The organism is Micromonospora humidisoli, from assembly GCF_016900955.1.
Taxonomy (GTDB): Bacteria; Actinomycetota; Actinomycetes; order Mycobacteriales; family Micromonosporaceae; genus Micromonospora; species Micromonospora wenchangensis.
Genome location: NZ_JAFEUO010000002.1, coordinates 176,106 through 198,412, shown reverse-complemented (window position 1 = coordinate 198,412; position 22,307 = coordinate 176,106). Strand labels below are relative to the sequence as shown.

20 protein-coding genes and 2 pseudogenes are annotated in these 22,307 nt (G+C 73.9%); 7 read left to right on the top strand and 15 right to left on the bottom strand.

The window, feature by feature from the left end; genetic code table 11:
- Positions 1 to 141 precede the first annotated feature (141 nt).
- Entirely contained in the window at positions 142 to 1,338 is a 1,197-nt protein-coding gene (gene fahA / locus JQN84_RS06265) for a fumarylacetoacetase (RefSeq protein WP_204957490.1), read from the bottom strand.
- Positions 1,335 to 2,207 carry a hypothetical protein gene (locus tag JQN84_RS06260; protein WP_204957489.1) on the bottom strand — a complete coding sequence of 291 codons (873 nt, stop codon included), beginning with the start codon at positions 2,205 to 2,207 and terminating at the stop codon, positions 1,335 to 1,337. Before JQN84_RS06260 ends, fahA begins: the two co-directional genes overlap by 4 nt.
- Positions 2,208 to 2,302: 95 nt before the next feature.
- Between JQN84_RS06260 and JQN84_RS06255 the strand changes: the two genes are divergently transcribed.
- Positions 2,303 to 3,487, top strand: coding sequence for a homogentisate 1,2-dioxygenase (locus JQN84_RS06255; RefSeq protein WP_204957488.1), 1,185 nt, complete (start codon positions 2,303 to 2,305; stop codon positions 3,485 to 3,487).
- Between the two features lie 16 nt (positions 3,488 to 3,503).
- Here JQN84_RS06255 and JQN84_RS32650 read toward each other — a convergent pair.
- The 5 genes and pseudogenes from JQN84_RS32650 to JQN84_RS06235 all read right to left on the bottom strand — a co-directional run.
- Positions 3,504 to 4,361 (bottom strand): annotated as a pseudogene (locus tag JQN84_RS32650) (tetratricopeptide repeat protein); the annotation flags it as partial.
- 294 nt (positions 4,362 to 4,655) lie between these two features.
- A pseudogene (locus tag JQN84_RS32645) lies at positions 4,656 to 4,853 on the bottom strand (tetratricopeptide repeat protein); the annotation flags it as partial.
- Between the two features lie 7 nt (positions 4,854 to 4,860).
- Positions 4,861 to 5,343 carry a 2-C-methyl-D-erythritol 2,4-cyclodiphosphate synthase gene (gene ispF, locus JQN84_RS06245; protein WP_088643252.1) on the bottom strand — a complete coding sequence of 161 codons (483 nt, stop codon included), beginning with the start codon at positions 5,341 to 5,343 and terminating at the stop codon, positions 4,861 to 4,863.
- A gap of 16 nt (positions 5,344 to 5,359) precedes the next feature.
- Complete coding sequence (gene ispD / locus JQN84_RS06240) at positions 5,360 to 6,055, bottom strand: 2-C-methyl-D-erythritol 4-phosphate cytidylyltransferase (RefSeq protein ID WP_204957487.1); 696 nt, start codon at positions 6,053 to 6,055, stop codon at positions 5,360 to 5,362.
- A 54-nt stretch (positions 6,056 to 6,109) separates the two neighbouring features.
- A complete protein-coding gene (locus tag JQN84_RS06235) occupies positions 6,110 to 6,595 on the bottom strand; it encodes a CarD family transcriptional regulator (RefSeq protein ID WP_007073334.1) in 486 nt (161 codons plus the stop codon).
- 328 nt (positions 6,596 to 6,923) lie between these two features.
- Here JQN84_RS06235 and JQN84_RS06230 point away from each other — a divergent pair, with 328 nt between their 5' ends.
- Positions 6,924 to 7,655 (top strand): hypothetical protein, encoded by a 732-nt coding sequence (locus tag JQN84_RS06230; protein ID WP_204957486.1) that lies wholly within the window; start codon positions 6,924 to 6,926, stop codon positions 7,653 to 7,655.
- A gap of 9 nt (positions 7,656 to 7,664) precedes the next feature.
- Here JQN84_RS06230 and JQN84_RS06225 read toward each other — a convergent pair whose 3' ends face one another.
- The 4 genes from JQN84_RS06225 to JQN84_RS06210 form a co-directional block, all read right to left on the bottom strand.
- Positions 7,665 to 8,228 carry a hypothetical protein gene (locus tag JQN84_RS06225; protein WP_204957485.1) on the bottom strand — a complete coding sequence of 188 codons (564 nt, stop codon included), beginning with the start codon at positions 8,226 to 8,228 and terminating at the stop codon, positions 7,665 to 7,667.
- A gap of 211 nt (positions 8,229 to 8,439) precedes the next feature.
- Positions 8,440 to 9,501, bottom strand: a complete 1,062-nt coding sequence (locus JQN84_RS06220; RefSeq protein ID WP_204957484.1) for a type III polyketide synthase — start codon at positions 9,499 to 9,501, stop codon at positions 8,440 to 8,442.
- Between the two features lie 58 nt (positions 9,502 to 9,559).
- On the bottom strand, positions 9,560 to 10,726 hold the full coding sequence (locus JQN84_RS06215) for an acyl-CoA dehydrogenase family protein (RefSeq protein WP_204957483.1): 1,167 nt from the start codon (positions 10,724 to 10,726) through the stop codon (positions 9,560 to 9,562).
- A 44-nt stretch (positions 10,727 to 10,770) separates the two neighbouring features.
- Positions 10,771 to 11,529: a methyltransferase domain-containing protein gene (locus tag JQN84_RS06210; RefSeq protein WP_204957482.1), complete on the bottom strand. Its 759-nt coding sequence runs from the start codon at positions 11,527 to 11,529 to the stop codon at positions 10,771 to 10,773.
- 46 nt (positions 11,530 to 11,575) lie between these two features.
- Between JQN84_RS06210 and JQN84_RS06205 the strand changes: the two genes are divergently transcribed.
- The 4 genes from JQN84_RS06205 (at position 11,576) to disA (ending at position 16,204) form a co-directional block, all read left to right on the top strand.
- The gene (locus JQN84_RS06205) at positions 11,576 to 12,415 is read left to right on the top strand and encodes a UbiA family prenyltransferase (protein ID WP_204957481.1); all 840 of its coding nucleotides are present in this window, start codon (positions 11,576 to 11,578) and stop codon (positions 12,413 to 12,415) included.
- A 142-nt stretch (positions 12,416 to 12,557) separates the two neighbouring features.
- Positions 12,558 to 13,337, top strand: coding sequence for a copper chaperone PCu(A)C domain-containing protein (locus tag JQN84_RS06200; RefSeq protein WP_204957480.1), 780 nt, complete (start codon positions 12,558 to 12,560; stop codon positions 13,335 to 13,337).
- Positions 13,338 to 13,429: 92 nt separating this feature from the next.
- Positions 13,430 to 14,881, top strand: coding sequence for a DNA repair protein RadA (gene radA / locus JQN84_RS06195; RefSeq protein ID WP_204957479.1), 1,452 nt, complete (start codon positions 13,430 to 13,432; stop codon positions 14,879 to 14,881).
- Between the two features lie 141 nt (positions 14,882 to 15,022).
- Positions 15,023 to 16,204, top strand: coding sequence for a DNA integrity scanning diadenylate cyclase DisA (disA, locus tag JQN84_RS06190; RefSeq protein WP_204957478.1), 1,182 nt, complete (start codon positions 15,023 to 15,025; stop codon positions 16,202 to 16,204).
- A gap of 11 nt (positions 16,205 to 16,215) precedes the next feature.
- Here disA and JQN84_RS06185 read toward each other — a convergent pair whose 3' ends face one another.
- From JQN84_RS06185 to JQN84_RS06175, 3 genes are all read right to left on the bottom strand, one after another.
- Positions 16,216 to 16,947, bottom strand: coding sequence for a hypothetical protein (locus JQN84_RS06185; RefSeq protein WP_204957477.1), 732 nt, complete (start codon positions 16,945 to 16,947; stop codon positions 16,216 to 16,218).
- 148 nt (positions 16,948 to 17,095) lie between these two features.
- The gene (locus JQN84_RS06180) at positions 17,096 to 17,659 is read right to left on the bottom strand and encodes a peptide deformylase (RefSeq protein WP_204957476.1); all 564 of its coding nucleotides are present in this window, start codon (positions 17,657 to 17,659) and stop codon (positions 17,096 to 17,098) included.
- Between the two features lie 173 nt (positions 17,660 to 17,832).
- On the bottom strand, positions 17,833 to 18,345 hold the full coding sequence (locus JQN84_RS06175) for a glycine cleavage system transcriptional repressor (protein ID WP_204957475.1): 513 nt from the start codon (positions 18,343 to 18,345) through the stop codon (positions 17,833 to 17,835).
- A 96-nt stretch (positions 18,346 to 18,441) separates the two neighbouring features.
- Between JQN84_RS06175 and JQN84_RS06170 the strand changes: the two genes are divergently transcribed.
- Positions 18,442 to 19,347 (top strand): iron-sulfur binding domain-containing protein, encoded by a 906-nt coding sequence (locus JQN84_RS06170; protein WP_204957474.1) that lies wholly within the window; start codon positions 18,442 to 18,444, stop codon positions 19,345 to 19,347.
- 203 nt (positions 19,348 to 19,550) lie between these two features.
- Here JQN84_RS06170 and JQN84_RS06165 read toward each other — a convergent pair whose 3' ends face one another.
- Entirely contained in the window at positions 19,551 to 22,076 is a 2,526-nt protein-coding gene (locus JQN84_RS06165; RefSeq protein ID WP_088647575.1) for an ATP-dependent Clp protease ATP-binding subunit, read from the bottom strand.
- Between the last annotated feature and the right edge of the window lie 231 nt (positions 22,077 to 22,307).

The following is a 22,307-nucleotide window of genomic DNA, read 5'->3' as shown; positions in this document are numbered from 1 at the left end:
CTCCACTGGGACGTGCCACGCCGACGCGCCCCGCGCCGCCGACGGGAGACGGCGGCGCGGGGCGTACGGCGGAATCCGGTGGGAGAAACGCGGCAGGAGCGCCTGACGGTCGGACAGCGGGTGCGACCGTCCGACGTCGGTTCAGCGGGCGGGCAGGATGCGCCCGGTGACCTCGCCGAGCGCGATGGTGGAGCCGTCCGGGCCGGGCGCGGTGGCCCGCAGGGTGACGGTGTCGCCGTCGGCGAGGAAGGTGCGGGTGTCCCCACCGACGGTGACCGGTTCGGCCCCGCCCCAGGTCAGTTCCAGGAACGAGCCCACCTGGCCGCGTTCGGGGCCGGAGACCGTGCCCGAGGCGTACAGATCGCCGGTCCGCAGGGACGCGCCGTTGACGGTCAGGTGGGCCAACTGTTGGGCGGGGGTCCAGTACATGCCGGCGAACGGCGGCTCGGTGACCCGCTCACCGTTCCACTCCACCGAAAGCCGCAGGTCGAGGCCCAGGTGCGGGGTCTGGCGCAGGTAGTCCTGCACCGGCGGGTCCTGCCGCGGGGCGGGCACGAACGCGTCGGCCAGGGCGTCCAGCGGGGTCACCCAGGCCGAGACGGAGGTGGCGAAGGACTTGCCGAGGAACGGCCCGAGCGGCTGGTACTCCCACGCCTGGATGTCCCGGGCCGACCAGTCGTTGACCAGCACCACCCCGAAGACGTGGTCGGTGAAGTCGCCGGTGGGCACCCGGTCGCCGAGCGCGCTCGGCACGCCGACCACGAAGCCCACCTCGGCCTCGATGTCGAGGCGTACCGACGGGCCGACGGTGGGGCCCTCGCCGGTGGCGCGCTGCCCGCTCGGGCGGACGACCGGGGTACCGGAGACCACCACCGTGCCGGCCCGGCCGTGGTAGCCGATCGGCAGGTGCTTCCAGTTCGGCAGCAGCGGCGGCTGGCCGGGGCGGAAGATCTGCCCGACGTTGCCGGCGTGGTGCTCGGAGGAGTAGAAGTCGACGTAGTCGGCCACCTCGAACGGCAGCAGCAGCTCGACCTCGGCCAGTGGCACCAGCAGCGGCTCGACGGCGGGCCGGTGCGCCGGGTCGGTGAGCAGTTCGACGAGGCGCTGCCGGACCGAGGTCCACTGCGGGCGGCCCAGCGCCATGAAGTCGTTGAGGGTGGGCCGACGCAACGCCCCGGCGGCGAGGACCAGCCCGGCCTCCTCGGCTCCGGTCAGGTCGAACACCAGGTCGGCGACGCGTACGCCGATCCGGGGTGGCCGCCCGTCGTGCCGGAACACCCCGTACGGCAGGTTGGTCACCCCGTACGCCGAGCCGTCCGCGCCCGTCACCCAGCTCATCTGTCGAATCCCCCGTTCACCAGCCCCAGCCGGATCAGATCGGTCAGTGGTTCCCGCACGCTGCACGAGCCGAACCCGATCCACAGCGGACGGTCGGTGTCGCGGGCCGACCGGGCCGGCTCGACCACCCGTAGCGGGTCGGTGTCGGCGAGCAGCGCGGCCACGGCGTCCACCTCGGCGTCGTCGGCGGCGGCGAGGGTGGCGGCCAGCACGTTGCCGAACCCGTGGTGGGTGAAGCCGGTCTCCGGGTCGATCTGGCGCAGCGCGTGGTGCAGCCCGGCGGTCAGCTTGAACGGCAGCGCCCGGTCCCGGCAGGCGCAGATCACCGCGGCCAGCTCGACGGGGGTGGGGAACAGTTCGGCGGCCAGTCCGCCGGTGCGGAACTTCGCGGCGATCGGCAGGCCGGTGGCGCGGGCCTCGGCGAGGGTGTCCAGCGCGGCGGTCAGCCCGAAGGTCAGCGGCAGTTCGGCGTACCAGTGCACGGCCGGCTCCCGACCGGGGTCCGCCGCGGCGAGCCGGAGCAGCTCGGCCAGGCCGGGCTGCGGGTCCTCGCCACGTCGGGCGACCGCCACCTCGACCTGCCGGACCACGAGGCCGGCGGCGTCGAGGCGGCCCAGCGCGGCGGGCAACCGGGCGGGACCGGTGTCGCCGATCAACCCGACCACGAAGTCCTCCGCCGGGTCGGTCAGGCCGGTCAACGCGTCGACGGCGGAGGCGGGCACCAGCAGCGGGCCGACCAGGTCGGCGTACCAGGAGGCGCGGTGTTCACGGTGTGCCGCGACCGCGTCGGGCAGCGTCGCGCTGCCGGGCGGGAAGACGGCGGCGTCGTCGACGAGTCCGGCGAGGAGGCGGGGGACCTGCGTTGACACGAGACAAGAATCTACGGGACGCTGTCAAGGAACGGACAGCGACGTCCGATTAACGGACACCACCGGCCGGATATCGGGACAATACGGGAGGCGACATGCCGTACTACCGCAGCGTCGGCGAGGTGCCCCGCAAGCGGCACACCCAGTTCCGCCAGCCCGACGGCAGCCTCTACACCGAGGAGCTGATGGGTCAGGAGGGCTTCTCCGCCGACTCGTCCCTGCTCTACCACCGGCACCCGCCGACCGCGATCGTCGCCGCCGAAGAGTTCACCCCGCCCGGGTACACCCGGCTGCCGAACCACCCGCTCAAGCCGCGCCACCTACAGACCCACAAGCTCGACGGCGCGGGTGCCGACCCGGTGCTCGGCCGGCGTCACCTGCTCGCCAACGACGACGTCCGGATCGGGTACGTGCTGGCCGACCGGCCGTCCCCGCTCTACCGCAACGCCACCGGCGACGAGTGCCTCTACGTCGAGGCGGGCACCCTGCGCCTGGAGTCCACCTTCGGCGCGCTCGACCTGGTCGCCGGCGACTACGTGGTCGTCCCCACCTCGACGGTCCACCGGCTGGTCCCCACCGGCGACACCCCGGTCCGGCTGCTCACCATCGAGGCCACCGGGCACATCGGCCCACCCAAGCGCTACCTGTCGGTACGCGGCCAGTTCCTCGAACACTCCCCCTACTGCGAGCGGGACGTCCGGGGGCCGGACACGCCGCTGCTGGTCGACGGCACCGACGTCGAGGTGCTGGTCCGCCACCGCGCCCGGACGGCCACCGGCACCGCCTGGACCCGACACGTCTACGCCCACCACCCGTTCGACGTGGTCGGCTGGGACGGCCACCAGTACCCGTGGGCGTTCTCCATCCACGACTTCGAGCCGATCACCGGCCGCCTGCACCAGCCGCCACCGGTGCACCAGACCTTCCAGGGCCCCAACTTCGTGATCTGCTCGTTCGTGCCCCGCAAGGTCGACTACCACCCGGACGCCATCCCGGTGCCGTACCACCACCACAACGTCGACTCCGACGAGATGCTCTTCTACACCGGCGGCAACTACGAGGCCCGGCGCGGCTCCGGCATCGGGCAGGGCTCGATCTCGCTGCACCCGTCCGGCTTCACCCACGGCCCGCAGCCCGGCGCGGCGGAACGCTCGATCGGCGTCGACTTCTTCGACGAACTGGCCGTCATGGTCGACACCTTCCGCCCCCTCGACCTCTGCGACGCCGCCGTCGAGTGCGAGGACCCGGGCTACGCCTGGACCTGGAACCGCCAGCCCTGACCCCGGGCCCTGGAGGCTAGGAGACGCCCGCGCGGGTGGCGGCGATCAGCGTCGACGGCACCGCGACGGCGATCGCGAGCACCAGCGGCCACGGGCTGCCCACCAGGGCGAACAGCAGCAGCAGGGCCGGGCCGGCCGGGACGGCGTACACGGCGAACGCCAACGCCCGGTCCTCCCGGCGCAGCGCCGGCAGGACCACCCGGCCCAGTTCGGGCACCCGCCGGGACAGCCGCCAGGCCAGCAGCGCACCACCGGCCGCCGCCAGCACCGCCACCACCCGACTCGCCCCCGCGCCGCCGGCGGCCAGGAACGCGAGCAGCAGGCTGGCCACCAGCGACCAGCCGTTGCCGATCAGGACGAGCCGGCGCAGCCCGGCCCAGAGCGGCAGCTTCTCGGCCCGCGCCGGCTGCACCGGCGCCAACGCGGCGACCTGTTCCAGCGCCAGCACCCAGCGCCGCCGCTCCAACCGCAGCACCCCCGGGTCGTGCCGCGCCTCGGCCAGCTCCGGATCGAGCCGCAACGCCTCCCGGTAGGCCCGCTCGGCCAGGTCGAACAACTCCAGCCGGCCGGCGACCAGGGCCAGCACCAGATGCGCCTGCGGCTCGTCGGGGGCCAGCTCCACCCCGCGCCAGGCCGCGTTCAGCGCCGGCTGGCCGTTGCGCGCCTCGGCCAGGATCGCCGCGGCGCTCCGCTGGGCGTACGCGTCACCCGGCCCGGCCGCCAGGATCCGATCGGCGGTACGCGCCGACTCGGCGTACTCCCCCAGGTCGGCGAGGGCGATCGCCCGGACGACCAGCGCGGCGGTCGGCACCCTCGCCCCGGCCTCCCCGGGCGCGCCGGCTCCTCCGGCCGGACCGGGGGCGGGTGCACCGGCCGGACCGGGGAACGAGGGTGCATCCGGCTGGTCGGAGCCGACCGGCGGTGCGGGCCGGTCCGGCGACGACCCGGACGGGTCGGGCGACGTCGGAGGGCCCGCCTGTCCCGGCGTCGCCCATGATCCGGTAGGGCCGGCCGGCACCGGCCCACCTGCCCGGTCAACCGGGCCCGAGGGCACAGCCGGCCCCGGCGGCACGGCTGGCCCCGGGAGCACGGCGGGCCCCCGGGGCACAGGCGGGTGCGGCGGTGCGGGGAGCGGTGGGGTGTCGGGGCGGGGTGGGGCGATCGCCGCATCGGCGGCGGCGAGTGCCTCAGCGGGGCGGCCGGCGGCCAGGTGCAGCCGGGCCAGCAGCGTCAACGCGGCCGGGTCGGTGGGGGCCAGGGCGAGCGCGAAGCCCAACTCCTCGGTGGCCTCGTCGTGGCGGCCCAGCTCGGCCAGGAGTCCGGCCCGCTGCCGGTAGCCGTCCAGCGGCGACTCGTCGTCGGTCATCGCGGCCCTACCCGGCCGACGCGTCGTAGACCAGGGCCACCGCGATGCCGGCGAGGCCCTCGCCCCGCCCGGTGAAGCCGAGGCCGTCGCTGGTGGCGGCGGTGACGGTGACCGGTGCGCCGACCGCCGCGGAGAGCACCTGCTGCGCCTCGTCGCGACGCGGCCCGATCCGGGGCCGGTTGCCGACGACCTGCACCGAGACGTTGCCGATCGCGTACCCGGCGGCGCGGACCCGGCGGGCCGACTCGGTGAGCAGCGTGACCCCGGAGGCGGCGGCCCACTCCGGCTGGTCCACCCCGAAGTTCGCCCCGAGATCACCGAGCCCGGCGGCGGAGAGCAGCGCGTTGCAGGCGGCGTGGGCGACCACGTCGGCGTCGGAGTGCCCGGCCAGGCCGTCCTCGCCCGGCCAGTGCAGGCCGGCCAGCCAGCATGGCCGGCCGGCCGCGAAGGCGTGGATGTCGGTGCCGACGGCGACCCTGGGAACGATCATGAATCGAGGGTACGCGTCAGTGCCCGGCGGCCAGCAGGTGCTCGGCCAGGGTCAGGTCGAACGGGCGGGTGACCTTGAGCGCGTACTCCGAGCCGGGGACGCAGAACACCGGCACCCCCTGCTGCTCGACCAGGCCGGCGTCGTCGGTGAGCGGGTCACCGGCGGCGGCGTGCGCGGCGGCGAGCACCCCCCGGCGGAAACCCTGCGGGGTCTGCACGGCCCGCAGGGCGGACCTGTCGACGGTGGCGAGGACGACGCCGGCAGCGTCCACCCGCTTGATCGTGTCGCTGACGGGGAGCACCGGGATCACCGCGTCGTGGCCGGCCCGGACGGCTGCCGCCACCGCCTCGACGAGCGCGGGCGGGGTGAGCGCCCGCGCCGCGTCGTGCACCAGCACGATGTCGGGGCCGGGTGGCACCGCCGCCAGCGCGTTCGCCACCGACGCCTGACGTTCGGCACCACCCGCCACCACCAGGACCGGGGCGACCGGGGTCAGTAACTGCCGGACGGCGTCGGCCTCGGCGGCCGGGGCGGCGACGACGACGGTGTGCACCGACGGGGCGGCGGCGATCCGGCGTACCACGTGCACCAGTAGGGGTTCGCCACCGAGGAGCCGCAGCGCCTTGGGGCCGCCCGGCCCGAGCCGTACGCCGGCACCGGCCGCAGGAACGAGGACCGCGACGTCACCGCGCGGATTGAGCTGCGCGGTCACGTCGCGGTCCTCGGGAATTCTTCGCTGCGGGGTGGGTACGACGATGCGGTGGGATCAGGCCTCGGTGAGGACCTTGTCGAGCAGCGTCTCCGCCTCGTCCTTGGTGCTCTTCTCGGCCAGCGCGACCTCGCCGACGAGAATGTCGCGGGCCTTGGCGAGCATGCGCTTCTCGCCCGCGGACAGGCCCCGCTCCCGCTCCCGACGCCACAGGTCGCGGACGACCTCGGCGACCTTCAGCGGGTTGCCGGAGGCCAGCTTCTCCAGATTCGCCTTGTAACGCCGCGACCAGTTGGTCGGCTCTTCGGTGTGCGGTGCACGGAGCACGTCGAAGACCTTTCCCAGGCCCTCTTCGCCGACCACCTCACGCACACCCACGATCTCGGCGTTCTCGGCCGGCACCCGGACCGTCAGGTCACCCTGCGCGACCCTCAGGACGAGGTACTGCTTGGGTTCGCCCTTGATGACCCGAGTCTCGATTGCCTCGATGAGTGCGGCCCCGTGGTGGGGGTAAACAACGGTCTCGCCGACGCTGAAAACCATAGGTTCGAAACCCCTTTCGCTGTGTCTAGGGTAACACGCTCAGGCACCAATGTCCCGCTGCCGTCCTGACCGTTGGCGCAGCTCAGGGGCCCTGTGAGAGGCGTTGCTTCGGCTTGACAGGCGGCCAAACCAGTGGTTCAAACACGCTCCGTGAGCAGCGGATGACAACCCGGTACGGGTGATCGGAGCGCGGATTTCTCCAGCTGTGCGCTCCTCCCATGGTAGCCCGGCGGCGTCCCGGCCGCCCAGGTCTAGCGGCAGGAGGGTCCGTGCGGGAGGCTGGAGGGGTACCGCACACCGCTCGCCGCACCGCTTACCGGGGGGTCCGATGGGCATGCCCGACGCCGAGGGAAACGGTCCGACCGACGGGCTGCCCGACCTGCCACCGGAGTGGGGTCGGGTGGTGGTGCCGGACGACGCGTCCGCGCTCGCCGACGAGGCCGCCCAACTCCGCCGCGAACTGCGCCGCCAGGCCCGGTCCGGCCGGTGGCGCCGCCGGCTGGGGTTGACCGCCCGCCCCGACGGGCGGCCACCGCTCGGGCTGCCCCTGCTGATGCTCCTGGTGGCGGTGCTCGCCACCGCCGTCGGGCTGGTCACCGTCACCTGGCCCCGGTCGTCGCGGGGCACCGAACGACCCACCGTCCTGCCGCAGGCGGGCACGCCGACGCCGCTGGTCGGACGGTCGCTGCCCGCGCTGGACCTGGTCGACGTCGACCAGCGGCCGGTACCGCTGCGCGGCCTGCTGCCCGCCATGATCATCCTGGTCGACGGCTGTACCTGCGCCGAGCAGGTCGCCGCCGCCGCCGGTGCCGCCCCCGACGGGGTGCAGGTGGTCAGCGTCGCCGCCGGCCGGGAGGTCACCCCCGCGCCACCGGTCGGCGGGCCGGTCCGCGCCCTCGCCGACCCCGCCGGCGAGCTACGTGCCGCGGTGCACCTGCCCGCCCAGGCCGGCGCCGCCCCGGCGCTGCTGGTGGACCGGGCCGGCACGGTCGTCCGGGTGCTACCCGAGCTGGGTGCCGCCGCCGACTACCGGGGCGACCTGATCCGGCTCGCCGGCTGACCGGGCCACTCAGGGCAGGGCGACGACCTGCGCCTCCAGCTCGACCGAGCCCGGCCCGACCACCGAGAACTCCAACCGGGTGCCCCCGTCCGGACCGTGCAGCTCCCAGGCGACCAGTTCGCCGTCGCAGGCCGTCCGCCGGTGCTGCGGCGGATCGTCGTGCAGCACCGAGACCAGCAGCGTCCCGTCGCCCGAGCAGCGGTACTGGAAGAGGTGCCGTGCGCCGTCCGGGGCCGACTCCCGGCGTACCGGCGCCCGGCCGGACACCAGGGTCATCCGCTCCCGCCAGGTGGTGTCGGTGAACGTCGGCAGCCCCACGTCCGGGTCACCGGAGGTCCCGGGCAGCTCGGTCGCGCCCAGCAGCCGCCCGGTGCGGGCGTCGATCACCACCACCCGCCTGGTGGCCTCCGCACCGACCGACGCCTGCGGCGACACCGTCGCCGCCGAGCCGGCCGGGTCGACCACCGGGGCGGTGGCCGACCACCACCAGCCGCCCCCGACCAGGGCGAGCAGGGCCACGCCGGCCAGTACCGCACCGCGCAGCCGATCACCGCCGCCCCGCTCGATCCCCACCTGGCGAGGGTAACCAGCAGCCGGCGGCGGCGCTTGGCGCAGCGCCGACCCCACCGGCCCTGACCAGGTCATCTACCTCACTCCGAGCGTTCCCGACCGGCCGGCGACGGGTCCGGGCCGGCCAGCTTCCGGACCGGGCCGGACCGGGTCCGAAGCGGGCCGGACCGGGTCCGCGGCGGACCGGGCCGGCCCGGGTGCGGTGGCGGGTGGCTCAGGAGCGGCGTTCGAGGAGGGCGGCGTAGAGGGTCAGTCCCGGGCCGAAGGCGAGCAGCACGATCCACCGGGGCGGTACCGCCGCCCGCAGCAGCCGGTCCAGGATCAGCAGCACCGTGGGCGACGAGCAGTTGCCGTGCGCGTCGAGGACCGCCCGGGAGGCCGCCAGCGCGCCGTCGGGCAGGGCCAGTTCCCGCTCCACCACGTTGAGGATGCGCGGACCACCCGGGTGCACCGCCCAGCCGTCCACCTCGGCGACCGTCGTGCCGTGCCGGGCCAGCAGGCCGTCCACCAGCCCCCGGACGTGCGCCGAGAGCACCTGCGGCACCTTCGGCGACAGACCCATCCGGAAGCCGGTGTCGGTGACGTCCCAGGTCATGTGGTCGGCGGTGGAGGTGTCGGTGACCGAGGCGACCTCGCGCAGCGCGTACCCCCGGCCGGTGGTGCCGGTCCCGGGGACCAGCACGGCGGCGACCGCGGCGTCGGAGAAGAGGGCGTGCGAGATGATCTGCTGGGTGTCCATCCGGGCCGAGGACGGCTGGATGTGCAGGCTGGTCAGCTCGGCACAGAGCAACAGCGCCGGCCGGCCCCGCGCGGTCACGAAGTCACCAGCCGCGCCCAGGCCGGGCAGGGCCGCGTAACAGCCCATGTGCCCGACGAACATCCGCTGGCAGTCCGGGGCCATGCCCAGGTCCCGGGCGAGGAGGATGTCCAGCCCGGGGGTGGCGTAACCGGTGCAGGAGCAGACCACGAACAGCCCCAGGTCACTCGCCGCGAGCCCGGCGGCGGTCAACGCCCGGCCGATCGCCTCCTTGCCCAGCGGCAGCGCCTCCACCTGGTAGCGCCGCATCCGCCGGTCGGTAGGCCAGTCCGAGACGTCCTCCAACAGCGGGTTGACCGCCGCCTGCCGGTGGGACACCCCCGAGTTGGCGAAGATCCGCTCGGCCAGCGCCCGGGTCGGACCCGAGAAGTGCTTCGCGAAGTAGCCCGCCCACAGCTCGTCCTGGGCGGCGCCGGACGGGTGTGCCGCCCCCAGCCCCGCGATCAACGGCACGGCCATCCGTCCCCACCTCTCGTCGACACTGCCCGTCCGGCGGTCGCCCCGACCCCCGTCACCCTCACCAACGAGGGGCCGTTCCGTCGCGGTCCGGGTCACCCCCGAGCACCGCCACCCCGAGCCAGTCGGCGCACACGTCCGAGGTCGCCGGGTGCAGCGAGCCGCAGCGGGCGTCCCGGTAGAGCCGTTCCAACGGATGCCCCCGGCGGGTCGCCGAGGTGCCGGCCGCCTCCAGCATGGACGCCGCCACCTCAGCCGCCGTGGTGCCGGCGAGCAGCTTGGCCCGCCACACCCACCGGTTGGTCTCCGCGTCGCCGGGGGCGTCGTCGACCCGGCGGGCCGCCTCGGCCACCACCAGCTCCGCCGCCGCCACCGCCGCGTCCGCCCGGCCGAGCCGGGCCCGCACCGCCGGCAGTCCGCCGAGGTCCCGCGCGGTGAGGTGCTCGGCGGCGGCGTCCACCGCCGCCCGGGCCACCCCCACGTAGACGGCGGCGTAGCTGGCCACCAGCCAGTGCGGCATGAGATGGGCGACCACCAGGGCCAGCCCCTCCACCCCACCGAGCAGCCGGTCCGCCGGAACCGTCACGTCCAGATGCAGGTCGTGCGACGAGGTGGCCCGCATGCCCAGGGCGTCCCAGGTCGGTTCCACGCTCACCCCGTCCCCGGCGGGCACCAGGAACTGGGAGACCACCGACGGGTCGGCGGCGCTGCGGGCGGCCACCAGATAGCCGTCGGCGTGCCCGGCACCGGAGCAGAAGGTCTTGCTCCCCTTGATCCGCCAACCGCCGTCGACCGGCTCGTAGACCGTGCTGAGCCGGGACAGCCGGGCCCCCGCCCCGCGTTCGCTCATCGCCACCGCGTACCAGGCACCCTCGGCCGCCGCGCGCAGCAGCCGGTCCCGGGCGGCCAGCGCCTCGTCCGGTACGCCCAGCGCCTCGGCCAGTTCCTCGGTGACCGCACCGAGCGCGCCGGTGACCGAGGCGTGCATGTTGAACACCAGCGCGGTCGCGCCGTTGCCCCGGGCCAGCTCGGTGGCGACGGCCGCGTACCCGGCGAAGGAGGCTTCCGCGCCCCCCAGCCCGGCCGGGACCATCAGCCCGAAGAGCCCGGACTCCCGCAGGTCGGCGAAGTCGTCGACCGGGAACGTGCCGTCCCGGTCGTGCCCGGCGGCCCGGGCGGCGAACCTCGGTGCCAACCGACGGGCCACCGCCGGTGCGTCCACAGTCATGCGGTCCCCTTCCTGGGTGTTCCTGGTACCCCGAACCGGGGCGGCTACCCGTGCCGGACCCCCCGGCCCTGGTAGAGCACCGCCGTCGACCAGGTCGGCCGGATCGCGGGTCCGGCGTGCGACACGTCGCGGGCGGCACCCCCACGGGTACGCCGCGCCAGCCAGCCCAGCGTCGCCCGCAACCCCGGCCGGACACCGCGCACCCGCAGGGCGACGCCGTGCCTGGCGCACTCGGCCACCAACTCCCGGTCGTCCACGAACAACCGTGGGTCGTGGATGCCCCGGGGCACGGTGGGCAGCCGTTCGCCCAGCTCCACCGCGACCAGCCGGGCCAGCAGCGTGTCGTTGAGGGTGTCCAGCACGAGCAGCCCGCCGGGACGCAGCAGCCGGCACGCCTGGGCGACCGCCGCCCGCCAGTCCGGCACGTGCTCCAGCACCTCGCCGGCCGCCACCACGTCGGCGCATCCGTCGGCGAGCGGCACCGCCGTGGCGTCACCGACCAGCGTGCTGACGCCGTGCGCCGCCGCCTGCTCCAACGCCGACCGGGTGAGGTCCACCCCGACGTGCCGGTAACCCTTGCCGGCCAGGTGCGGCGCCATCAGTCCGGCACCGCAGCCCAGGTCGACCAGGAGCGCGCCGGGCCGGGTCGCCGGCGGCACCAGGGCGGCGCGGGCCCGGGCCAGCCAGTGCAGCATCGCGAACGCGCCGTCGGGCCGCCACCACTCGCCGGCCAGGTCGTCGTACTGGCGGAGGTCGTTGGGGGGCAGCGCGCGTACACCGTTGGACACCGGACCGTCACCCATGGCACCGAGCGTGGCACGACCGGCCGGTAACGACCAGACTTCCCTTATGTGGCGGACGGTGTTAGGGCTGGTCAAGGCGAGTCATCCGGAACCGGGCCTGGCCGTGACCACGGTGGCCGGGCTGCTCGCCGTCGCGGTCGGGCACCGTCCGGCCGGGACGGTCGCCGTGGTGCTCACCGTGCTGTCCAGCCAGCTCGCCGTCGGCTGGGCCAACGACGCGGTGGACGCCGGGCGGGACGCCACGGTGGGGCGTACCGACAAGCCAGTCGCCGCCGGGGCGGTGGGCCGCCGGACGGTGGTGGTGGCCGCCGCGCTGGCCGCGGTCGCCACCCCGCTGCTGGCGCTGACCACCACCCCGGTCGCCGCGCTCTGCTACACCGTCGGCCTGGTCTCGGCGCTGCTCTACGACTGGCCGCTGAAGTCCACCTTGGTCTCGGTGCTGCCGTACGCGGTCTCCTTCGGCTCGTTGCCCGCCTTCGTGGTGCTCGCCCTGCCCGGGGCGCCCGCGCCGCCGGTCTGGCTGGTCGTCGCGGCGGCCTGCCTGGGCGCGGGGGCGCACTTCGCCAACGTGCTGCCCGACCTGGCCGACGACGCCCGGACCGGGGTGCGCGGGCTGCCGCACCGCCTCGGTGCCACCGGCAGCCGGCTGGCCGCCGCCGGGCTGCTGCTCGCCGCCACCGTCGCCCTGGTCCTCGGGCCACCCGGTCCGCCGTCGTGGGTCGGCTGGTCGGCGGTCGCGGCGGCCGTCGCGGTGCCGGCCGCCGGCTGGTACGCGGGCCGCGCCGCCACCCGGCGCGACGGCCGCTCGGTGGCGGCCTTCCGGGCGGTGCTGGTGGTGGCCCTGATCGATGTGCTGCTGCTGGTGGCGAGCGGTCGGGTGGTCTGACCGGCACCCGCCCGGGTGGCGGCACCGGGTCCGTGTGCGGCCCTCGATCAGCCCCAACTACCCTGGAGCGCGGTCTGCGCGGGTATGACCACCCCACGCCCGGGGCACGCACCGGGTGGGGATCGTGACGAGGAGGACCGACGTGACGCGCTCGATCAGGGGTTCCCGGCGGGCCACCCTGCTGCTGTCCGGCCTGGCGGGGGCGACCGCCCTGCTGGCGACGGGCTGCGGGGCGGGCCAGGTGTCCGAGACCGCCAACAAGCAGCCGTCGGTCCAGGGGGTCAACGTCCAGACGTCGGACAACGCCTACAAGGTGCGTGGTCTCTACGTCGCCTACCCGGGCGAGGACGGTCTCACCGCCGGGGCGAACGCCGCGCTCAACGCCGTGATCTACAACGACACCCGGGACCCGGTCACCGTCACCGTCACCACCGACAGCGCCCGGCAGATCGTGCTCACCGGGGCCGCCGGCTCGGCCAGCCCCTCCGGCTCCGCCTCCCCCTCCGAGAGCGCGTCGCCGTCCGAGAGCCCGTCGCCATCGGGCAGCGCCTCCCCGGCCGAGGGGGCCTCCCCATCTGAGGGGGCCTCGCCGTCCGAGGGGGCGTCCCCGTCCGAGGGGGCCTCGCCGTCGGCCGGCCCGTCCGCGCCGGCCGGTCAGCCGGCCCGGATCGAGATCCCGGCGCTCGGTTACGTACAGCTCAACGTGCAGAACGGCCAGCACCTCCAGCTCATCGGGCTCAACGAGGCGTTGCGCACCGGCCAGCAGGTCAACCTGACCTTCGACTTCGGCGACGGCCGTACCGTCAGCACCCCGGTCCCGGTCGGCGTGCCGCTGAGCCCGGCCGCCCGCCCCTCCCCGATCGTGCACCGCGAGGGTGGCGAGGAGAGCGGCCAGGAGGGCACCTCCGGCCACGGCGGCTGACCCGGCCGGCCCGCAGACACCGACGACACCGCCGGCGTGGTGACCACCACGCCGGCGGTGTTTTCGTCACCGGTGGGGGTTAGCGTCCTGGGGTGACCACCTCCCGATCGACCCCCGCCCGCAGCGGTGCCGGCACCTCCCGGGGCCGGGCCGCCCGCGAGCCCCGCCCCGCCTACGAGTGCGACGCCTGCGGCCACCAGCCACCCAAGTGGGTCGGGCGGTGCCCGGAGTGCGGCGAGTGGGGTTCGGTGGTCGAGTCCACCGTCACCGGGCCGGTCGTCTCCGGCCGGGTGGTCAGCTCCCGGATGCCGGCCGAGCCGGCCCGGCCGATCGCCACGATCAGCGCCGCGCCGGCCCGGGCCCGCCCCACCGGGGTCAGCGAACTCGACCGGGTCCTCGGCGGCGGCCTGGTCCCCGGCGCGGTGGTCCTGCTGGCCGGTGAGCCTGGGGTCGGCAAGTCCACCCTGCTGCTCGACGTGGCGCAGCAGTGGGCGGCCAGCGCCGGCAGCCCGTCGCTGGTGGTCAGCGGCGAGGAGTCGGTCAGCCAGGTCCGGTTGCGCGCCGAGCGGATGGGTGCCCTGCACGAACAGCTCTGGCTGGCCGCCGAGAGCGACCTGAGCGCCGTGCTCGGGCACCTCGACGCGGTCAAGCCGGGCCTGCTCGTCCTCGACTCGGTGCAGACCATCTCCACCACCGGCACCGAGGGGGTGCAGGGCGGGGTCACCCAGGTCCGGGCCGTCACCGCCGCCCTGGTCGCGGTCGCCAAGGAGCGCGGCATCGCCACCGTGCTGGTCGGTCACGTCACCAAGGACGGTCAGGTCGCCGGCCCCCGGGTGCTGGAACACCTGGTCGACGTGGTGCTGCACTTCGAGGGAGACAAGCACTCCTCGCTGCGGATGGTCCGGGGAATCAAGAACCGGTTCGGCGCGGCCGACGAGGTCGGCTGCTTCGAGATGCACGAGGGGGGCATCAGCAGCCTGGCCGACCCGTCCGGGCTCTTCCTCACCCGCTACTCCGAGCCGGTCCCGGGCACCTGCGTCACCGTGGCGATGGAGGGGCGGCGGGCGCTGTTGACCGAGGTGCAGGCGCTGATCGGCGCGACGGTGGCCGGGTCGCCCCGGCGTACCGTCTCGGGGCTCGACGGGGCCCGGCTGGCCATGGTGCTGGCGGTGCTGCAACGCCGTACCGAACGGCTGACCCTGCACGACCGGGAGGTCTTCGCAGCCACCGTCGGCGGCATCCGGGTGGTCGAGCCGGCCGCCGATCTCGCGGTCGCGCTGGCGGTCGCCTCCGGCGGGCTCAACCTGGCCATCGCGCCGCACCTGGTGGCGATCGGCGAGGTCGGGCTGACCGGCGAGGTGCGCCGGGTCGGCGCGGTCCCCCGCCGGCTCGCCGAGGCGGCCCGGCTCGGCTTCCGGATGGCGCTGGTGCCGCCCGGCTGCGGCCCGGAAAGCACCGGTGCCGGCCCGGAGAACATGCGGGTGACCGAGGTCACGGACGTCCGGTCGGCGCTCCAGGCGGTCGCCCGCGCATCCGCGGAGTGACCGAGGGTGGCGACGGCGGGGTACCGGTCGGCCCATACCGGTCAACGTCCGGCAGGTCCGGCAGGTGGAGGAAGACGACGCCGTGACACATCACAGTAACCACGGGAGCACCCACCGCAGGGCAGTCCGTAGACTGTGCCCGTGCCGACCGACCGCGACGCCGCCAAGCCTGCCGGCGCGACGCCCCACACCCGCGCCGCCGCCGTGGGCTCGCCCACCCGTCCGATCAGCGTGAGCGTGGCCGGGGCCACCGGCAACGCCGGTGACCCGCTGCGGGCCAACCTCGCCCTGATGGCACCCGGCACCGCGTTGCGCGACGGGCTCGAACGCATCCTGCGCGGCCGGACGGGCGCACTGATAGTCCTCGGCTACGACAAGGTCGTCGACGGGATCTGCACCGGCGGCTTCCCGATGGACGTCGAGTTCTCCGCGACCCGGGTCCGTGAACTGTGCAAGATGGACGGCGCGGTGGTGCTCTCCAGCGACGGCACCCGGATCGTGCAGGCCGGGGTGCACCTGATGCCCGACCCGTCCATCCCGACCGAGGAGTCCGGCACCCGGCACCGTACCGCCGAGCGGGTGGCCCGGCAGACCGGCTACCCGGTCATCTCGGTCAGCCAGTCGATGCGGATCATCAGCCTCTACGTCAACGGGCAGCGGCACGTGCTCGACGACTCGGCGGCGATCCTCTCCCGGGCCAACCAGGCCCTGGCCACCCTGGAGCGTTACAAGCTCCGCCTCGACGAGGTCTCCGGCACGCTGTCCGCGCTGGAGATCGAGGATCTGGTCACCGTGCGCGACGCGGTCGCCGTGGTGCAGCGGCTGGAGATGGTCAGGCGGATCGCCGACGAGATCGCCGGGTACGTGGTCGAGCTGGGCACCGACGGTCGCCTGCTCGCCCTGCAACTCGACGAGCTGATGGCCGGTGTCGACGCCGACCGTACCCTGGTCATCCGGGACTACCTGCCCACCGGCCGCAAGTCGCGCACCCTCGACGAGGCGCTGGTCGAGTTGGACCTGCTCGGTGCGACCGAGCTGATCGACCTGGTCGCGGTCGCCAAGGCGATCGGCTACCCGGCCGCCTCCGACGCGCTCGACGCGGCGGTCAGCCCGCGCGGGTTCCGGCTGCTGGCCAAGGTGCCGCGGCTGCCGGTGTCCATCGTCGACCGGCTGGTGCTGCACTTCGGCAGCCTCCAGCGGCTGCTCGGGGCGACCGTGGAGGACCTCCAGGCCGTCGAGGGCGTCGGTGACGCACGCGCCCGGGGCGTCCGCGAAGGGCTGTCCCGGCTGGCCGAGGCGTCCATCCTGGAACGTTACGTCTGACCGGGGGCCGGTCAGCCGGTGACGACCAGCTTGACCGGCTCGCTCAGCTTGGTGCCCACCCGGGCGAAGACCTGGTAGTTGCCGGCCGGCGGGTTGGGGCCTGCGGCCACCCCCTGCTTGCACCGGCTGGCGTCCATGCCGTTCCAGGTGAGCTGGTAGGAGCGCTCGAAGCCGGGGGTGAACGTCTGCACGTCGGAACCCCGGCCGGTGCCGCAGGTGTCCGACGACCAGACCTTCTCCGCGCCGGACTTGATGAACAACTCCTGGGCGTCCGCGCCGACGTCCCGGTTACAGGTCCGCTGGGACTTGTTCCTGACCTTGAGGCTGAGATCGACCGGGGCACCGCTGCTCACCTCGGCAGGCAGCGCCACCGGGGTCACCACGATCTCACTGTCGGTGCAGGTGCCGTCGTCGACCCGGGCCGGGTTGACAGGCGGGGCGGGCGGATCGGCGGCCGGGGCGCTGCTCGTGTCCGGGTCGGCGGTCGGCCCGGCGGGCGGGCCCGCCGCATCGGAACCACCCGACGGGGATGCGGACCCGGCGGGCGGCGAGGCGGCCGTCGGTGTGGCCGCGCCCGCGGCGGGAGCCGACGACGAGGCCCCGGCGCCCGGTGTGGCGCCGGTGTCCCCCGATCGGGCACACGAGTAGAGCAGAACAACCAGGAGCAGAAGCCCCGCTCCGAGTACGACGGCGCGACGCCGCCAGTACACGGCGGAAGGCAGGGGACCGACCGTCAGACGCATGATGCCCCCACCGTAGCGGCGCAGCGCACGTGGACCGGCCACGACTCGCCGGGTATCGGCCACCGGGCGGCGAACCACGTTCCACTGACGACAGTCGGCCGGCCCGCTGCAGCGGGAACCGGCCCCACCGGAGCGGTGACCGGCCGGGTCACAGGTAGACCTTGCGTTGGTAGACCGCGTGCGCGCCAGCCACCCGGTCGAGGAAGAGCAGCCCGGCGCAGTGGTCGATCTCGTGTTGCAGGGCACGCGCCTCGAACCCGTCGGTGACCAGCCGGACCGGCGTGCCACTGCCCGGCAGCGCCCCCTCCACCACCAACCGGCTGGCCCGCTTCACGTCACCGGTCAGGTCGGGCACCGACATGCAGCCCTCCCGACCCGGCTTCCAACGGCTCGCCTCGACCACCCGGGCGTTGCAGAGCACGAAGGTGCCGTGCACCGTCACCGCCTTGGCATGCCCGGTCACGTCCACCGCGAACACCTGCGCCCCCACCCCCACCTGCGGCGCCGCCAACCCCACACAGCCGGGCGACACCCGCATCGTGGCGACCAGGTCGGCGGCGAGCCGGACGGTCTCCTCGGCCGTCGGATCCACCTGCGGCCCCGGCCGGCTCAGCACCGCCTCAGGGGCGCAGACCACCCGGCGCACCTCCCCCGGCACGCCCAGGTCCGCCGGGGTCCAGCCGCCCAGCCCGAGGTACGGTTCCGCGCTCACGGGTTCGCCTCCGTTCGCGACTGCGGGGCTCGCAACCCCGGCTCACTCCTCGCGCTCACAGGGCCACCTCGGTTCGCGACTGCGGGGCTCGCAACCCCGGCTCACTCCTCGCGCTCACAGGGCCACCTCGGTTCGCGACTGCGGGGCTCGCAACCCCGGCTCACTCCTCGCGCTCACAGGAGGTCCGGGTCGGCGGGGCGCAGGGAGACCCCGACCCCCAGGTCGGCGGCCGTTCGGGCGAGCCGGCCGGCCAGCTCGTCGGCGCGGCCGGCAAGCAGATCCACCTCGGCCACCACCACGTAGAGCGTGCCGGCCAGCCGGGTGCTCAGATCCGTCACGTTGCCACCCGCCTCGGCGATCACCCTGGTCATCGCCGCGACGATGCCCATCCGGTCCGCGCCGTGCACCGCCAGCACGTACGGTTCACCCGCCGCCGTCGCCGTACCGTCCGGGGTGACCACGCGTACGGTGGCCAGAAGTTGACCGTCGGCGGCCAGCGGGGTCAGGGCGGCCTCGACCTCGGCGGCGGCGGGGCCGACACAGATCAGGGTCATGGCGAAGTGACCGCGTAGCCGGGTCATGGTGGAGTCGGTGAGGTTCGCGCCGAGCCCGGCGAGCACCTCGGCGACGTCGGCCACGATGCCGGGCCGGTCCCGACCGATGACGGTGATCGCGAGCTCGCTCATCCGGGCATTCTGCCCGATCCGCCCGGCGACCCGGCGACGCCCCGCCCGGCCCGCCCAACCAGCGGGAAGGCATCGCGTGACATCATCGTCGGCGCGATGACTGAACCCACATTCACCACCCTGGTCAGCCGGTGGTACGAGCAGAACGCCCGCGACCTGCCCTGGCGGGTGCCCGGCATCGGGGCCTGGCCGATCCTGGTCAGCGAGGTCATGCTCCAGCAGACCCCGGTGGTACGTGTGCTGCCCGCCTGGCACGCCTGGCTGGCCCGCTGGCCCGATCCCGCCGCCCTCGCCGCCGACACCCCGGCCGAGGCGATCCGGATGTGGGGTCGGCTCGGCTACCCCCGCCGCGCGGTACGACTGCACGAGTGCGCGGTGGCGATCGTGGAACGCCACGGCGGGCGGGTGCCCGACCAGCTGGACCAGTTGCTGGCGCTGCCCGGCATCGGGACGTACACGGCGCGGGCGGTCGCCGCGTTCGCCTACGGTCAGCGGCACCCGGTGGTCGACACGAACGTCAGGCGGGTCGTCTCCCGGGCCGTCGCCGGTGCACCGGATGCCGGCCCGGCCACCACCCCGGCCGACCTGGTCGCCTGTGCGGAGCTGCTGCCGGTGGAGCCGGCCGCCGCCGCGCTGGCCAGCGCCGCCTTCATGGAACTCGGGGCGATCGTCTGCACCGCCCGTTCGCCGCGCTGCACGGGTTGCCCGGTCGAGTCGATCTGCGCCTGGCGGGCCTCCGGCCAGGTGGCACCCGCCGGTCCGACCCGCAAGATCCAGCGGTACGCCGGCACCGACCGTCAGGTACGCGGGCTGCTGCTCGGGGTGCTCCGGGACGCCATCGGCCCGGTGCCGCACCAGCGGCTCGACCAGGTGTGGCACGACGACGTGCAGCGGGCCAGGGCACTCGCCGCGCTGGTCAAGGACGGCATGGTGGAGCCGGTCGGCGAGGACCACTTCCGGCTCATCGGGGACGGCCCCGCCACCCAGCCGCTTCCCGGCTGACCCGGACCCCGGAACAGCCGGCCTGGCCGCTTCCCGGCTGACCGCGCCCCCGCTCCGGGCAGGCCCCGCACGGCCCGTCACCAGCGACTGCGGCTCCGCGTGCACCGAGGAAGACCGGTGGTAGGCGGAAAGGGCGGCGGCCCGGTGGCTCACGCCACCGGGCCGCCGCCCTCGTGCTCGATGTCCTACCGGCCCGTCGGGGCCTACTCGCCCGTGGTGGCGGCGCCACCCAGGTCGGCCGGGACGGCGTCCGGCACTGCGGCCGGACGGTCGGAGCCGTGGAAGACCAGCTTCGACTTGTCGATGTCCTCCGGGTCGCCCTCGCAGTCCACCACCACGATCTGACCGGGGGTCAGCTCGTTGAACAGGATCCGCTCGGAGAGGTTGTCCTCGATGTCGCGCTGGATCGTCCGACGCAGCGGACGGGCACCCAACACCGGGTCGAAGCCCTTCTTGGACAGGTACTTCTTGGCATTGTCGGTCAGCTCCAGACCCATGTCCTTGTTGCGGAGCTGGCCCTCGATCCGCTGGATCATGATGTCCACGATCGAGAGGATCTCGTTCTGACGCAGCTGGTGGAAGACGATGGTGTCGTCGATCCGGTTGAGGAACTCGGGCCGGAAGTGCTGCTTCAGCTCGTCGTTGACCTTCTGCTTCATCCGGTCGTAGGTGGACTCGGAGTCCTCCGACTGCTGGAAGCCCAACGACACCGCCTTGGCGACGTCCCGGGTGCCCAGGTTGGTGGTCAGGATGATAACCGTGTTCTTGAAGTCCACGATCCGACCCTGACCGTCGGTCAACCGGCCGTCCTCCAGGATCTGGAGCAGCGTGTTGAACACGTCCGGGTGGGCCTTCTCGATCTCGTCGAAAAGCACCACCGAGAACGGACGACGACGGACCTTCTCGGTCAGCTGGCCACCCTCGTCGTAACCGACGTAACCGGGAGGGGCACCGACCAGGCGAGACACCGTGTAGCGGTCGTGGAACTCGGACATGTCCAGCTGGATCAGCGCGTCCTCGCTGCCGAACAGGAACTCGGCGAGCGCCTTGGACAGCTCGGTCTTACCCACACCGGACGGGCCGGCGAAGATGAACGAGCCGGACGGCCGCTTCGGGTCCTTCAGGCCGGCCCGGGTACGCCGGATCGCCTTCGAGACCGCCTTGACCGCGTCCTCCTGGCCGATGACGCGCTTGTGCAGCTCGTCTTCCATCCGCAGCAGCCGGGAGGTCTCCTCCTCGGTCAGCTTGTAGACGGGGATGCCGGTCCAGTTGCCCAGGACCTCGGCGATCTGCTCGTCGTCGACCTCGCTGACGACGTCCAGGTCACCGGCCTTCCACTCCTTCTCCCGCTGCGCCTTCTGGCCAAGGAGCTGCTTCTCCTTGTCGCGCAGCTGGGCGGCCCGCTCGAAGTCCTGCGCGTCGATCGCGGACTCCTTGTCGCGGCGCACCTGGGCGATCCGCTCGTCGAAGTCACGCAGGTCTGGCGGCGCGGTCATCCGGCGGATACGCATCCGGGCCCCGGCCTCGTCGATCAGGTCGATCGCCTTGTCGGGCAGGAAGCGGTCGGAGATGTACCGGTCGGCAAGCGTCGCGGCGGCCACGAGGGCGGCGTCGGTGATGCTCACCCGGTGGTGCGCCTCGTAGCGGTCGCGCAGGCCCTTGAGGATCTCGATGGTGTGGGCCAGCGACGGCTCACCCACCTGGATCGGCTGGAAACGGCGCTCCAGCGCGGCGTCCTTCTCCAGGTGCTTGCGGTACTCGTCGAGGGTGGTCGCACCGATGGTCTGGAGCTCGCCACGGGCCAGCATCGGCTTGAGGATGCTCGCCGCGTCGATCGCGCCCTCGGCGGCACCCGCACCGACCAGGGTGTGGATCTCGTCGATGAACAGGATGATGTCGCCCCGGGTGCGGATCTCCTTGAGCACCTTCTTGAGGCGCTCCTCGAAGTCACCCCGGTAGCGGGAGCCGGCGACCAGGGCACCGAGGTCGAGGGTGTAGAGCTGCTTGTCCTTGAGCGTCTCGGGCACCTCGCCCTTGATGATCTTCTGGGACAGGCCCTCCACCACGGCGGTCTTGCCGACGCCTGGCTCACCGATCAGGACCGGGTTGTTCTTGGTGCGGCGGGACAGCACCTGCATGACCCGCTCGATCTCCTTCTCGCGCCCGATCACCGGGTCGAGCTTGCCCTCGCGGGCCGCCTGGGTCAGGTTGCGGCCGAACTGGTCCAGCACGAGGCTGGTCGACGGCGCGGCCTCGCCCGGCGCGGTGCCGGCGGCGGCCGGCTCCTTGCCCTGGTAGCCGGAGAGGAGCTGGATCACCTGCTGACGGACCCGGTTGAGGTCGGCGCCCAGCTTCACCAGCACCTGGGCGGCGACGCCCTCGCCCTCGCGGATCAGCCCGAGCAGGATGTGCTCGGTGCCGATGTAGTTGTGGCCGAGCTGTAGCGCCTCGCGCAGGGACAGCTCCAGCACCTTCTTGGCCCGGGGCGTGAACGGGATGTGCCCGCTCGGCGCCTGCTGGCCCTGGCCGATGATCTCCTCGACCTGCTGACGGACGCCCTCCAGGGAGATGCCGAGGCTCTCCAGGGCCTTGGCCGCCACACCCTCACCCTCGTGGATCAGGCCCAGCAGGATGTGCTCCGTACCGATGTAGTTGTGGTTGAGCATCCGGGCCTCTTCTTGGGCCAGGACGACAACCCGTCGCGCTCGGTCGGTGAACCGCTCGAACATGCCCTCGTGCTCCTCACGTGCCGTGCGCCTCGACTGCGAGATCTTGGCGGGGCCGGTGCTCGGACGTCCGGGACGGGCGTCCGTGCCTCCTTACTCTATCGCCGCTGACCGACTCCGCTGAGGTCGTGTCTCCTCGTACCGAGCCATTCCGACGTCGTTTTGACCAACCATCCGCGCTCAGGAGGTGTTCCGGCACCCCAGCCTGTACGCGCAGAGCGAAATTCGCCCGGG